The organism is Arthrobacter pasteuri, assembly GCF_054510955.1.
In genome coordinates, this window is sequence record NZ_JBTNDO010000001.1 from 1,717,637 (window position 1) to 1,731,267 (window position 13,631).

Genomic DNA, 13,631 nt, shown 5'->3' on the forward strand with positions numbered 1-13,631 from the left:
TCAGGCCTCCTTCGCGAATTCTCGGGGGGTGTCACCGGCGGGTTCGTGGAAACGGGAATCCACGGGCCGGACGAGCAGGTTGGCGATGAAGCCCACGACCAGCAGCCCCACCATGGTGAGCAGCGCGGGCTGGTAGGCGGCGGCCGTCAGCTCGCCGGGCGTACCCTGCGAGTCGAGGATCCCGTTCACGATCAGCGGGCCGGCAATGCCCGCAGCCGACCACGCGGTGAGCAGGCGTCCGTGGATCGCCCCGACCTGGTAGGTGCCGAACAGGTCGCGGAGGTACGCCGGCACGGTGGCGAAGCCGCCGCCGTAGAAGGAGATGATCACGAAGGCAAGCACGACGAACAGCAGGGTGGTGGACGATCCGGCCAGGGCCAGCACCACGTAGAGGACCGCTCCGACGCCGAGGTAGATCATGTAGATGCGCTTGCGGCCGACGATGTCCGACGTCGTGGACCAGACGAACCGCCCGCCCATGTTGCCGATCGAGAGCAGGCCCACGAAGCCGCCGGCGACGGCGACCGAGACCGCCGTCGTGCCGTCCGCGCCGCGGAAGAAGTCCTGGATCATCGGGGAGGCCTGTTCGAGGATGCCGATCCCGGCGGTCACGTTGCAGAACAGGACGATCCAGACGAGCCAGAACTGGCGGGTCCTGATCGCGTTGGCCGCGGACACGTTGTCGGTGGTGACCAGCGGCTTCGACTTCAGCTGGGAAGGATCGAAGCCGTCGGGCTTCCAGCCCTCGGCCGGCACCTTGATGGTGAAGGCGCCGAACATCATGTAGACGAGGTAGATGGCTGCGAGGGTCAGGAACAGCTTCCCGACGGCGTCACCGCTGGCCACCCAGCCCTCGGTACCGGAGTTCGGGTCGTACATGCGGAGCAGCTGTGTGGACAGCGGGCTCGCGATCAGGGCCCCGCCGCCGAACCCCATGATGGCCATGCCGGTCGCGAGGCCCGGACGGTCGGGGAACCACTTGATCAGGGTGGACACCGGCGAGATGTAACCGATGCCGAGGCCGATGCCCCCGATGACCCCGTAGCCCAGGTAGAGGAGCCACAGTTGGTGGGTGAAGATGCCGAGCGCCCCCACCAGGAAGCCGGAGGTCCAGAACAGGGCCGACGTGAACATCGCCTTGCGCGGCCCGTTGCGGTCCACCCAGGTGCCGAGGACGGCGGCGGACAGGCCCAGCATCACGATCGCGATCGAGAAGATGATGCCGATCTGCGTCAGGCTCGCGCCGAAGTGGGCCGTCAGCGCCGTCTTGTAGACGCTGGTCGCATACGCCTGCCCGATGCACAGGTGGACGGCCAGCGCGGCCGGTGGGATGAGCCATCGGTTGAACCCCGGTGGCGCGATGCTGTGGTCACGGTCGAGCCAACTCATCGAAAACCTCTCTGTCGGCATGAGTGGCCGCCCCCGGCCCTCGTGGATGAGGGTAAGTATGCTGTGGATACCGCCGAGGAGGGGGCGGGGAGCGACCGGCGGTATCTCTTGCGCGCCGAACGGTCCTACCCGCATAATCGCCGAGCGTGCTGAGTGGTCCCACTAGACTTGAGCTCGTGGCTACGACAGAACAGGTTCCGGACACCCGATTGAAGCGCGGCATCTCGGGGCCGCTCCTGTACCTCTTCATACTCGGCGACGTTCTGGGAGCCGGTGTGTATGCCCTGGTCGGCGTGATCTCGGCCGAAGTGGGCGGCGCCATCTGGATGCCCCTCATGGTTGCTCTGGCCCTGGCCCTCCTGACCGCGGGATCATACGCCGAACTCGTGACGAAGTACCCCAAGGCGGGCGGCGCCGCGGTATTCGCCGAACGCGCCTTCCGGAAGCCGTTCATCTCCTTCCTCGTGGGCTTCTGCATGCTCGCGGCCGGTGTGACGAGCGCCGCAGGCCTCGCACAGGCCTTCGCCGGGGGCTACCTCACCACGTTCATCGACGTACCGGCGGTTCCCGCCGCCCTGGTGTTCCTCGCCCTGCTGGCCGTGCTGAACATGCGCGGTATCAAGGAGTCCGTGCGCAGCAACGTGGTCATGACCGTCATCGAAGTGTCCGGACTCGTCCTGGTCATCGTCGTCGTCGGCATCTTCGTCGCCGGAGGCAATGGGGACATCTCGCGCGTCAACGACTTCCCGCCCGGGGTGAGTGCCGCATCCGCCGTCCTTGCCGCATCCCTGATCGCGTATTACTCCTTCGTCGGGTTCGAGGTGTCCGCGAACGTCGCCGAGGAGGTCCGGGACGTCAGCCGCGTGTACCCCAAGGCCATCTTCGGTGCCCTGCTGACGGCCGGCGTCGTCTACCTCCTGATCGGTCTCGCGGCTTCCGCAGCGCTCGCCCCTGATCAGCTCGCCGGGTCGAATTCGCCCCTGCTCGACGTCGTGGCGGCTACTGGCGCGGGCATCCCGAACCGACTCTTCAGCCTGGTGGCCCTCATCGCTGTGGCCAATGGCGCCCTGTTGACCATGATCATGTCCAGCCGGCTGACCTATGGGATGGCAGAACAGGGACTCTTCCCGTCGGTCTTCGACCGCGTCCTGCCTCATCGCCGCACACCGTGGGTCGCCATCGTGGCGACGACGCTCGTGGCCATGGCCCTGACCCTGACGGGCGGGCTCGAATCGCTCTCCCAGACGGTCGTCCTGCTGCTCCTGTTCGTGTTCCTGAGCACCAATATCGCCGTCATCGTGCTCCGGAAGGATGAGGTGCAGCACCGGCACTTCCGCATCCCGGCGGTGTTCCCCTACCTCGCGATCGCATCATGTCTCCTGCTCCTCACACAGCAGACCGGCGAGATCTGGCTCCGAGCCGGTGTCCTGCTCGCGCTGGGGCTCGCACTGTACGGCGTCCAGCGGTTCGTGCGGGGGCGGGCAGGCCACTGACAGGTAGTCCCGCCGGCCGGGACTGGAGACGAGGACCTAGTGCGGCACACCGCGATCGTTTTCCTGCAGGAGGCCGAGACGATCAGGACGAGCAGGAAACCGGGTCGCGGCTGGCCGCCCGTCAGCGGGGGGACCCTCCCCCACAGGCACTCCTCGCCCACTGCTACAGGCGCCTGATCGAGCAGTTCGGCGCGCACGCCCCCGGTGATCCGGCGGACCCGGCTTCCGAAGGACCGGACCGTGGGGTTCCGGGTCCCGCGCCCAACCCAGGAAACGGCGATCCACCGCTTCGATCTCGAGGACGCCCTGGGGGCGGGCACCCCCTCTCCCACCCTTCAACCGGAATAATCCCTCCGGATAGCGCGTTGCCGCCTGCAGGAAGCGGCTCAGCACGAGGAGCAGCATGACCAGCAGCAGCACCCAGATCCAGCTCGTCCGCCGCCCGATCGGCACCCCCACTCCGGCGGATTTCCGAACAGTCACCGTGGACCTCCCGGAGCTCGGCGAGGACGAAGTGCGCGTCCGCAACGAGTACGTGTCCGTCGATCCCTACATGCGGGGGCGCATGAACGACGCCAGGTCCTACGTCCAGCCCTTCGGGCTCGGCGAGACCATGACCGGCGGCGCGGTGGGCAGGGTCATCGAGTCGAGGAGCGATACCCTGCCCGTCGGGACCGCGGTTCTCCACGGCTTCGGCTGGCGGGACCTCGCCCAGGGCCCCGCGCAGCAGTTCTCACTCCTGCCGGAGACGGGACTGCCCCTGTCAGCCTTCCTCGGAGCGGCCGGCATGACCGGACTCACGGCCTACGCCGGACTGAAGCGCGTCGCGGCCCTTCGGGAAGGCGACGTCGTCTTCGTCTCCGGCGCCGCCGGCGCGGTCGGCTCCATCGCCGGACAGATCGCCCGCAGGCTCGGAGCCTCGCGCGTCCTCGGCTCGGCCGGGTCGGCGGCGAAGGTGTCCCTGCTCAAGGACAGGTACGGATACGACGAAGCGTTCAACTACAAGGACGCTCCCGTGCGGCAGCAACTGCGCGACCTCACGCCGGACGGCATCGACGTGTACTTCGACAACGTGGGCGGCGATCATCTGGAGGCAGCCCTCGACCGCCTCAACACCGGCGGCCGCGCAGCGCTCTGCGGGGCGATCTCGCAGTACAACGACACCGAGCGGGCACCCGGCCCGGACAATCTGGCGAATCTCGTCACGCGGTCACTGAAGCTGGAGGGATTCATCGTGGGGCAGCACCAGGACCTGCAGCCGGAGTTCGCGGAGAAGATGACGCACTGGCTGACCGAAGGCAGCGTGGTCTTCGACGAGACCGTGGTGGACGGCATCGGGAACGCCGTCGACGCGTTCCTCGACATGATGAACGGCACCAACACGGGGAAGATGCTCGTTCGCCCCTGACAGCCTTCATCGCCGCCGTGCCCGGATCGACTGCGATACCGGGACCGGCTGCGATACTGACGGCATGACCGTCGCCTTCACCTGCACCACGACCACGCCCATGGGGCAGGCAGAACTGTTCGAGCGCTCCCGGAGCATCGATGTCCATACCGGATCCATGCGCTTCTCGCGCGAACGCGCCGTCGGTGGCGTCACGAGCGGCCTGATCGGCCCGGGCGAGCAGGTCACCTGGCGCGCCTGGCACTTCGGCCTGCCCATCCGGATGACGAGCATCATCACGGAGTTCGACGCCCCTTCGCGTTTCGTCGACGAGCAGCTCCGGGGCCCGTTCCGCGCTTTCCGGCACGTCCACGAGTTCAGCACGGCCGACGGCACGACGACCATGATCGACAGGGTCGAGTTCACGGCACCGTTCGGGGTGGTCGGCACGGCGGTGGAGCGCATCCTGCTCCGTCCGTACATGCGCCACCTCATCGTGGTGCGCAACAGGTTCCTGACGACAGCGCCGGCTAGTCGTCTCCGGCTGCCCGCAGCGTCGCCTCGAGCCGTCCCCGCTGGTCCGCAGGCAGGAGCGCGCGGTACTGGGGGAACTCCGTGAGGAACTCGCGGACCCTCGGGCAGTAGGGGACGACGGCGATGCGCCGCTTGTGCGCATTGAGGAGCACCTGGCGGATGAGCGCCGGTTCGACGTCGACGGCGTCGAACCGCGGATCGACGACGGCCTGGATCAGGACGGCGTGGGATCCCTTCATCTCGTACTTCACATGGCCCACCATGGTGCCGTCACTGAAGAGTTCGAAACGCGAGAACAGGGAGTTGTCGCGGAAGCCGCTGCGCGCCGTGACGGGCGCGGTCCGGGCCTCAGCCTGTACCTCACGCCGCTCGATCTCCTCGACCAGCACCTCGTAGCGGTGCACTGCGTCCATCGGCGGGAAGTCCCGGTCGAGCAGGCGGTACATCTGGTTGCACAGGACCCGGAGTTGACGGGTGGACACGGTAGTGAGGTCGTCGGGGAACTCCGACTCCTCCACCCGGGGGGCAGTACTGGGAGATACCCGTGGAACCGCACCCCACCCGAGCTGCTCCGGCTCAGCCAGCGAAGCGGCCTGCGGACGGTAATCGACAAAAGAGGAAGTTTCCATGGTCAGCTCCACGATGGTGGTTCGATGGCCCGCTGCTAGGCCCTGCCGAAACTATAAGCCCATTCCTGCTCGAAATGAAATTAAGTAGCCTTACTATTTTTTCGGCGGTGGGCCTTTGGTGCGCGAAACCCCTTGAGTCAAAGTTGAGCTTTCCTGCGGGAGCCCTTGAGAGGGCGGGGGCTACGGTGGGCGGGATCGCCGCGCCGTCCGGGTGCGAGGACATCGTGCACCAGAGGAGCCCGCCTTGCAGTTCCAGTCCGCCTCCACGGCCATGACAGCATCATCCCTGACACTGCGTGACGTGCACCTGCACTACCTCAATTCCGGCGGCTGCTTCGATGAGCTGGAGGTCGACGCCTACCTCCACGGCCTCGCTCCGCTCCCCCGCGAGGAGCGGGATTGCATCGCCCAGGCAGTCAACGAACTGATCGATGACGTGCTCGCCACGGACTCGTCCCGGTCCCTGCCGCGCGCCTCCTACAGCGGCGCACCGGCAACGTGCGACACCTCCTCCACGCGCGCCCGGCAGCAGCGGCTGGTCGGCTAGCCGTCCTGCCCGGGGACGTGCCGCGCCCCGCCGAGGCGCCGCCCGCAGGTCTTGCTCCCTGTTGACGGGGTGGTGGCCTGCGGGAAAGGCTGGGGGCTGACACCGCCCCCTCGAGCAGGAGCCCCACCATGGCACTCGCCCCCACCGTCCAGCTGCGCAGCGGCGCCCGCCTGCCCCTCCTCGGCCTCGGCACCTGGCCGCTGAACGATGACGAGGCCGCGGAGACCGTCAGCCTCGCCATCGAGACCGGGTACCGACTCATCGACACGGCGGAGAACTACCGCAACGAGAAGGGCGTGGGCGAGGGCATCCGCCGGTCCGGGATTCCCCGCGAGGAGCTGTTCGTCACCACCAAGTTCAACAGCGAGCACCACAGCCTCGACGGCGTGCGCCGCGCCTTTCAGGCAAGCACCGAGCTGCTGGGCCTCGACTACGTCGACCTGCTGCTCGTGCACTGGCCGAACCCGGACCAGGGTCGGCACGTCGAAGCGGTACAGGGCATTGCGAAACTGATGGAGGAGGGGCTCGTGCGCGCCGTCGGAACGTCGAACTACAAGCCCGCCCACCTGCAGCAGGTTCTCGACGCCGGCATCGTGCCCGACGTGAACCAGATCCAGCTCGACCCGCAGCGCCCCCGGATCGAGGAGCGCGCGTTCCACAACGAGCACGGGATCGTGACGGAGTCCTGGAGCCCACTGGGCCCGGGCAGCGGCCTGCTGGAGGATCCCGGCATCGTCGCCATCGCGGAAGCCCATGGCAGGACGCCCGCACAGGTGGTGCTGCGCTGGCACGTGCAGCAGGGCATGGTCGCGATCCCGAAGTCGTCGAACCCCCAGCGGCTCGCGCAGAACCTCGGCATCTTCGACTTCGAACTCTCCGGCGCCGAACTGGCCGGCATCTACCTGCTCGACACGGGAAGTGCCGAGATCGTGGATTCGGACGCCTTCGGCCACTGATCCCGGCGCAGCTCGCGCCGGAATACCTTGACACGCCACCCGGTCGCCACGAAAGTAGTAAGCACGCTTAGTTCTTGCATGGGACCCGGTTCTGCGGGCCGTACGCGGGGAGCATCGACCGGAGGGAAAATCAGCATGGCGGAGGCACCAGGCAACCAGACGCCGGACACCCCCGACGTCAGCGAGACGGACCTGCGGGGCATGAAGGTCGACGAGCTCCGGCAGGAGGCCAAGGAAAAGAGTCTTTCGGGAACCTCCGGAATGCGGAAGGGCGAACTCGTCGACGCGGTCGCCCGGGCGAAACAGGACCACGCCGACGGGTCGGGGGCGGCGGACCCGAAGGCCGGCAAAGGCCTGGACGGCGAGCCCGCGGATGTCGGTGCCGGCCCCGACAGCGGCAGGATCCGCACGGGGCCCGAGACGTCCAAGAGCCTGAAGTACTCCCAGGAGATCACCTCTCCCGACGAGGATCCCGAGCGTGAGGGCCGCAGCCTCGCGACCACGCACCACGAGGTCATCAAGCAGTGGGCCGAGGCGCGGAATGCCCGGCCGGCCACCGTGGAAGGAACGGAACACGGGGATCACCTCGGCGTTCTGCGCTTCGACTTCAACGAGGACACGGACAAGCTGCGCCACGTGAGCTGGGAGGAATGGTTCCGGACCTTCGACGAACGCCGGCTGAACTTCATCTACCAGGAGCAGCGTAAGGACGGGAGCCAGTCCAACTTCTTCATCCTCGAGAGCCCCGACCGCGAGGACGCCTGAGCGTCAGGGCGGTCCAGGCGGTCCAGGCGGTCCGGGCGGGGGGACGGCACGGCATATCCTTGGCAAGGCGCCCTTCCCGCCCGGCGGCCGAGCACTCCTGACGGCGCTGCTGCGGGACGACCGCCCGCCCGCACCCAGTACCGAGAGGACACCCACGCTTGCTCGAGATCGCCGTGATCCTCGCTGCCGGTTTCTGGGCGGGCATGATCAACGTCGTCGTCGGTTCCGGCACCCTGGTGACGTTCCCGGCCCTCCTGCTCTTCGGCTATCCGCCGATCGTCGCCAACATCTCGAACAACATCGGCCTCGTGGGCGGCGGCCTGTCCGGCTCGTGGGGCTACCGCCGGGAGATCGCCGCGAACCGGGGCCTCCTGCTGCGGCTCCTGCCCCTCTCCGTCCTCGGCGGGATCGCGGGGGCCCTGCTGCTGCTCGTCCTGCCGGCGGAGGCCTTCCGCGCGATCGTGCCCATCCTCATCCTCGTGGGCCTCGCCATGGTGGCTCTTGCTCCGCGCGTCCAGCGGGCCGCGGCGGCGAAGGCCGGGGAGGGCGCGCCCGATGCCGGGCCGTCGCGCCGTCGGTCCCTGCTGCTGCTCGCCGGCATCGGCGTCCTGGGCGTGTACGGGGGTTACTTCGGTGCCGCCCAGGGCATCCTGATCGTCGGCCTGATGAGCATGGTCACGATCGAGAGCCTCCAGCGCATCAACGCCATCAAGAACGTGCTGACCACGGCCGTCAACGGGGTCGCGGCCATCACCTTCATGGTGTTCGCCTGGGAGTCCATCAACTGGGTCCTCGTGCTCCTCATCGCCGTCGGCGCCACCCTGGGGGGCCTTCTCGGCGCTCGCGTGGGCCGCCGGCTCTCCCCCCTCGCCCTGCGTGCCACGATCCTCGCCATCGGCACCGCAGCGCTGATCCGCATCGTCTTCTTCGCCTGACCGACCACCCCCGACCCCAGGAATCCCATGCAACGCTTCACCTGCGCCGTCTGCGACGCGCCCCTGTTCTTCGAGAACTCCCAGTGCCTCGCCTGCGGCACGCAGCTCGGCTTCCACCGCGGGGAACGCGCCATCACGCCGCTGGACGACGACGGCGCGTACCGCGACCTCGAGGGCCAGCTCCTGCGACGCTGCACCAACCTCAAGCTGTCGGGGTGCACCTGGCTCGTACGGGAGGAGGGCGACGAATGCTTCAGCTGCAACCTCACCAGGTCCCGGCCCCACGACCACGACACCACGGGGCTCGCCCAGTTCCTCGACGCCGAACGCTCGAAGCGCCACCTCATCTACGAACTCGACGTGCTCGGCCTGCCCATCGAGGACAGGGTCCAGAACCCCGAGCGGGGGCTCGCCTTCGATCTGCTGTCGAGCGTCGAGGAGAAAGTGGTGATCGGGCACCAGAACGGCCTGATCACCATCGACCTGGCCGAGACCGTCGACTCCCACCGCGAGAAGATGCGGGCAAAGCTCGAAGAGCCCTACCGCACCATGCTGGGACACTTCCGGCACGAGACCGGCCACTACTTCGAGGGCACGCTCGTCTTCTCCGATCCGGACCTGACCGAACGGGCGCGCAGCGTCTTCGGCGACGACCGCGCCAGCTACAAGGACGCCATCAAGCGGCACTACGACGAGGGAGCTCCCGAGGGCTGGAAGAAGGAGCACATCTCCCAGTACGCGACGATGCACCCGTACGAGGACTTCGCCGAGACGTTCGCGCACTACCTGCACATCTGTGACACGGTGGACACCGCCCTACAGTACGGACTCGCCTCCGGTCCCGGGCCGAATACCTCCGAGGACTTCGGCGACGTGGTCCGGGAGACCTGGATCCCGCTCTCCGTCGCCCTCAACCAGGTGAACCGCAGCATGGGCGCCAACGACCTCTACCCGTTCGTGCTGCCGCCGGCCGTCATCGCCAAGCTCGACTTCGTGCACAAGCTCCGCGTGCGGGTCGGAGAACCGGCCGCCGGGCCGGTCGCAGCGTAGGCCGCCGAGGTCCGAGGTCCGAGGTCCGAGGTCCGAGGTCCGAGGTCCGAGGTCCGAGGTCCGAGGTCCGAGGTCCGAGGTCCGAGGTCCGCGCGGAGCGTAGCAGGGGGCTCAGGGCCAGAGCAGTTCCCGGCGCCAGCCCTCCCCGAACCGGGTGTAGAGCAGGCGGATATGCCTGCGTTCCTGGTCCGCCTGCCAGAATTCGACGGCGTCCGGCGCCACGGTGAAGACCGTCCAGGTCGTCGAGGCGAGGCCGTCCGCGGCCTCGATCCGGCGCACCTGCTCCTCGACGGCTGCCTCGAGGTCTTCCCGGCTGCGCATCACCGCGCTCTGGCTGCCGGCGAGGACGAGCGCACGGGCCACAGGATGGCGGCGCTGGAAATCGGCGTCGTTCTCCTCCGTGGTGCCGGTCGAGACGGACCCCCGGATCCTCACCTGACGGCCGACTGCCGGCCAGAAGAAGGTCAACGCCGCCGCAGGGTGCTTCCTCAGTTGCCGGCCCTTCGGGCTGTCCATGCTGGACGCCACCTGCCATCCGGCCGACGTCACGTCCTTCAGAATCACGACGCGCGCGTCCGGCATGCCATCCTCTCCTGTTGTCGCGAGGGTGACCGCGTGGGGCGCGGCGACGCCGTCCTCCACCGCGCGCTTCAGCCACTCGACGAAGAGGTCGACGGGCGAGGCGGGCGCGGCCTCGGGGTCGAAGGGCGGCATCTCCTCGGGGAAGACGGGTACGCCACGGACGACATCGCGGATCAGGCCTGGCTCACTCATGCGGCCAGCCTAGCCGGGCCGCTGCCGGAGCGGGCAGATCCGCCGGTCCCGAACCGTCAAGCGGTGCCCGGGAGGGCCTGCCCCGACGTGCCCCCCGGGTCCCACGGCATAGAGTCAGGAGATGGCAGCCCACCAGGACCAGTACGTAGGACCACGAGACCTCACGCGATGGTCGTCACCGATCGGCCGTCTGCTCGTCCGGTGCGTCCGCCCCCTCGCACGGTGGGTGGGCCCCCATACCGCACTGCTGCTCATCATCACCATCGGTGGAGGGGTCGGGGCGGCGCTGACGGCGGCCTCCGCCGAAGTGTACGAGTCCGTCGTGGACGCCGACGGGGTCGCCGCCCTCGACCACCCGGCCCTCGACCTCGCCGTATCCCTGCGCCAGGACTGGCTCAACGCCTTCATCACGGGGTACACGAACATCGGCGGGCCGATCGGGATGCCCATCCTGGCGGTGTCGATCATGGTGCTCCTCGCGGTCAGCCGCAGGTCCTGGACCCCTGTGATCCTCCTGCCCGCGGCGGCCTTCGGTTCCCTGCTGATGACCGTGGCGGGCAAGGACGCGATCGGGCGCCTGCGGCCTCCCCTCGAACTCGCCGTCCCGCCCTATGAGTCCTCGCCGTCGTTCCCCAGCGGACACTCGCTGAACGCCGTCGTCATCGCGGGCATCGTGGCCTACCTCCTCGTGCTGCGGCAGCACCGCAAGCGCACCCGGGCCCTCACCATCGTGCTCGCCGTCCTGTTCGCTGCAACCATGGGGCTCAGCCGCGTCTACCTCGGCCACCACTGGCTCACGGACGTGCTGGTGGCGTGGACGCTCGGCGTCGCATGGCTCGCCGTCGTCATCACCGCCCACCGGCTCTTCCTGACGTTCCGCCTGCGCAGGTCGGCCCTCCGTGGCGCTTCCGCCTGAACCGCCCCCGGCACGGGCCGCCGTACGCCCGCTGCGGCGGGACGCCCAGCGCAACCGTGCGGTGGTCCTCGCTGCGGCGCGGCGCATGTTCGCCGTGCACGGCGCGGAGTGCAGCTTCGAGGACATCGCACGGGAGGCAGGGGTGGGGGTCGGGACCGTCTACCGCCGGTTCCCCGACCGCCGCGCACTCATCGAAGCGATCCTCGAGCAGCGCGTGGACGACGTCGATGCGGTGGCGAGGGAGGCGCTCGCGGTTCCCGAACCGTGGGCTGCGGTGCGGTTCTTCGTCGGCTCCGCCGCCCGGATGCAGCTGGAGGATCGTGGCCTGCGGGAGCTGCTGCACGACTCCGGATTCGTCTCGGCCGGACTCGCGGTGCTCCGCCAGCGCATCGCCTCGGCAGCCGAGGAACTGGCCCTCCGGCTCAGGACCGAGGGGGCGGCGAGGCCGGACCTCACCGGGAGGGACCTGCTCGTCCTCATCCGCATGCTCGGCTCCCTCGCGCCCGACCGTCCCGCGCCTCCAACCGGGGAGTTGGCCGGGGAGTTCGAGCGGTACCTCGGCCTCGTCCTGGCCGGGCTCCGCCGCCCGGCACCGGGGGATGGTTAAGCAGAACCGACGGTTTCCCTTCGATAATGCCGACTTCCGCTGATGGACAGCCCCCTCCATACTTGGCAGGTGCGGAACGCACTCTCCCTCCTATGAACGGATCCCCATGTCGGACAGCTCAGGCGTGCAGGGCTCGCAATCGCTCCTGCGGCGCAAACCCATTGACAATGTCGAGGACGAGTCGGGCCGCACCGGCCTCTTCAAGAGCCTCGGCCTGTGGCAACTGACGGCGATCGGTGTCGGCGGCATCATCGGTGTCGGCATCTTCACGCTCGCGGGGCTCGTCGCGAACGGCGGGGAGGACGGTGCGCCCGTCGGCCCGGCCGTCCTGATCTCGTTCCTGATCGCGGGGCTCGCCAGCGCCGCGGCCGCCCTGTCCTACGCGGAGTTCGCGGGCATGATCCCCCGCGCGGGCTCCGCGTACACCTACGGCTACGTGGCCTTGGGTGAGATCATCGGCTGGTTCATCGGATGGGACCTGCTGCTCGAGTACATCGCGATCGTGGCCGTGGTGGCCATCGGCATCTCGGGATACTTCACGGAGTTCATGTCCGGCATCGGCGTCACGGTGCCCACCTGGATGCAGGGCACCCCGGACACCATCGAGGGCGGTGTGGTCAACATCCCCGCGATCGTCGTCTGCCTGCTCATCACATTCATCCTGAGCCGCGGGACCAAGACGTTCGGCAAATTCGAACTCGTCGCGGTCGGGCTCAAGATCCTGCTCATCCTCGGCATCGTGGGGCTCGGCTTCTTCTACGTGAACGCCGAGAACTACTCGCCGTTCCTCCCCTCGGGCTTCGGTGCGGTCTTCACGGGCGCTGCCACCGTCTTCTTCGCCGTCTTCGGCTACGACGCCATGAGCACCGCAGCCGAGGAGGCGACCGACGGCAAGAGGCACATGCCGAAGGCCATCCTCCTGTCCCTGCTGATCGCCATGGTGCTGTACGTCCTCGCGACCCTCGTCCTCACCGGCATGCAGAACTACGAGGACATCAGCCCCACGGCCGGCTTCGCCTCCGCCTTCCAGTCCGTCGGCCTTCCGGTCATCGCCACGATCATCTCGGCCTTCGCCGTGATCTCCATCCTTACCGTCATGCTGACCTTCCTCCTCGGCGTGACCCGGGTGTGGTTCTCGATGAGCCGCGACGGACTCCTTCCTGCCTGGTTCTCGACGACGGACCGGCACGGGACGCCGCAGCGCGTCACCTGGATCGCCGGGATCGCGGCGGCGCTGCTCGCCGGCGTCTTCCCCATCCGCGCGGTCGCCGACCTGACGAACATCGGGATCCTGGCCGCGTTCGTCGTCGTGTGCGTCGCTGTGATCGTGCTGCGCCGCACCCGGCCCGAGGTGCCGCGTACCTTCAAGCTGCCCCTCATGCCGATCGTGCCCGCCTTCGGTGTCCTGGCGTCGTTCTTCCTGATGCTCCAGCTCCACTGGGAGACCTGGCTGAGGTTCGGCGTCTGGCTCCTGATCGGTCTCGCCGTCTACTTCCTCTACGGCCGGAAGCACTCCCTGATGAACCCCGACAGTCCGCGCCACGCCCTCCTCCAGCGCGAGGGCTGACCTCCCCGGCCCGGAAGGGAAGGTCCCGCCGCTCGGTCACGAATGTGCGGCGGGACCCGTCACCTCCTATCCTCTATGAGGG

General features: G+C 68.4%; 14 protein-coding genes. 11 read left to right on the plus strand and 3 right to left on the minus strand.

Annotation, left to right across the window (positions count from 1 at the left end; genetic code table 11):
- Positions 1 to 1,389, minus strand: a complete 1,389-nt coding sequence (locus ACX80H_RS08115) for an OFA family MFS transporter (protein WP_459312405.1) — start codon at positions 1,387 to 1,389, stop codon at positions 1 to 3.
- A gap of 176 nt (positions 1,390 to 1,565) precedes the next feature.
- Here ACX80H_RS08115 and ACX80H_RS08120 point away from each other — a divergent pair, with 176 nt between their 5' ends.
- The 3 genes from ACX80H_RS08120 to ACX80H_RS08130 all read left to right on the plus strand — a co-directional run bounded on the left by ACX80H_RS08120 (position 1,566) and on the right by ACX80H_RS08130 (position 4,888).
- Positions 1,566 to 2,882: an APC family permease gene (locus tag ACX80H_RS08120; protein WP_459312407.1), complete on the plus strand. Its 1,317-nt coding sequence runs from the start codon at positions 1,566 to 1,568 to the stop codon at positions 2,880 to 2,882.
- Between the two features lie 403 nt (positions 2,883 to 3,285).
- A complete protein-coding gene (locus tag ACX80H_RS08125) occupies positions 3,286 to 4,290 on the plus strand; it encodes an NADP-dependent oxidoreductase (RefSeq protein WP_459312409.1) in 1,005 nt (334 codons plus the stop codon).
- 64 nt (positions 4,291 to 4,354) lie between these two features.
- Entirely contained in the window at positions 4,355 to 4,888 is a 534-nt protein-coding gene (locus ACX80H_RS08130; protein WP_459312411.1) for an SRPBCC family protein, read from the plus strand.
- On the opposite strand, the gene ACX80H_RS08135 is transcribed toward ACX80H_RS08130, so the two are convergent.
- Positions 4,800 to 5,432, minus strand: coding sequence for a GNAT family N-acetyltransferase (locus ACX80H_RS08135; RefSeq protein ID WP_459312412.1), 633 nt, complete (start codon positions 5,430 to 5,432; stop codon positions 4,800 to 4,802). The two genes, ACX80H_RS08130 and ACX80H_RS08135, sit on opposite strands and share 89 nt — an antisense overlap.
- A gap of 244 nt (positions 5,433 to 5,676) precedes the next feature.
- Between ACX80H_RS08135 and ACX80H_RS08140 the strand changes: the two genes are divergently transcribed.
- From ACX80H_RS08140 to ACX80H_RS08160, 5 genes are all read left to right on the plus strand, one after another.
- Positions 5,677 to 5,979: a hypothetical protein gene (locus ACX80H_RS08140; RefSeq protein WP_459312414.1), complete on the plus strand. Its 303-nt coding sequence runs from the start codon at positions 5,677 to 5,679 to the stop codon at positions 5,977 to 5,979.
- A 128-nt stretch (positions 5,980 to 6,107) separates the two neighbouring features.
- Entirely contained in the window at positions 6,108 to 6,935 is an 828-nt protein-coding gene (locus ACX80H_RS08145) for an aldo/keto reductase (RefSeq protein WP_459312416.1), read from the plus strand.
- A 135-nt stretch (positions 6,936 to 7,070) separates the two neighbouring features.
- Complete coding sequence (locus ACX80H_RS08150; protein ID WP_459312418.1) at positions 7,071 to 7,700, plus strand: Rho termination factor N-terminal domain-containing protein; 630 nt, start codon at positions 7,071 to 7,073, stop codon at positions 7,698 to 7,700.
- A gap of 158 nt (positions 7,701 to 7,858) precedes the next feature.
- A complete protein-coding gene (locus tag ACX80H_RS08155) occupies positions 7,859 to 8,635 on the plus strand; it encodes a sulfite exporter TauE/SafE family protein (protein WP_459312420.1) in 777 nt (258 codons plus the stop codon).
- Between the two features lie 27 nt (positions 8,636 to 8,662).
- On the plus strand, positions 8,663 to 9,685 hold the full coding sequence (locus ACX80H_RS08160) for a zinc-binding metallopeptidase family protein (protein WP_459312422.1): 1,023 nt from the start codon (positions 8,663 to 8,665) through the stop codon (positions 9,683 to 9,685).
- A 111-nt stretch (positions 9,686 to 9,796) separates the two neighbouring features.
- Here the strand turns inward: ACX80H_RS08160 and ACX80H_RS08165 are convergent, their stop codons facing one another.
- Positions 9,797 to 10,459: a pyridoxine/pyridoxamine 5'-phosphate oxidase gene (locus tag ACX80H_RS08165; RefSeq protein WP_459312424.1), complete on the minus strand. Its 663-nt coding sequence runs from the start codon at positions 10,457 to 10,459 to the stop codon at positions 9,797 to 9,799.
- 121 nt (positions 10,460 to 10,580) lie between these two features.
- On the opposite strand from ACX80H_RS08165, the gene ACX80H_RS08170 reads away from it, so the two are divergent.
- From ACX80H_RS08170 to ACX80H_RS08180, 3 genes are all read left to right on the plus strand, one after another.
- A complete protein-coding gene (locus tag ACX80H_RS08170) occupies positions 10,581 to 11,375 on the plus strand; it encodes a phosphatase PAP2 family protein (RefSeq protein ID WP_459312426.1) in 795 nt (264 codons plus the stop codon).
- Positions 11,359 to 11,982, plus strand: a complete 624-nt coding sequence (locus ACX80H_RS08175) for a TetR/AcrR family transcriptional regulator (protein ID WP_459312428.1) — start codon at positions 11,359 to 11,361, stop codon at positions 11,980 to 11,982. The genes ACX80H_RS08170 and ACX80H_RS08175 overlap by 17 nt, the downstream gene beginning before the upstream one ends.
- Before the next feature lie 106 nt (positions 11,983 to 12,088).
- The gene (locus ACX80H_RS08180; protein ID WP_459312430.1) at positions 12,089 to 13,549 is read left to right on the plus strand and encodes an amino acid permease; all 1,461 of its coding nucleotides are present in this window, start codon (positions 12,089 to 12,091) and stop codon (positions 13,547 to 13,549) included.
- The last annotated feature ends 82 nt before the right edge of the window (positions 13,550 to 13,631 follow it).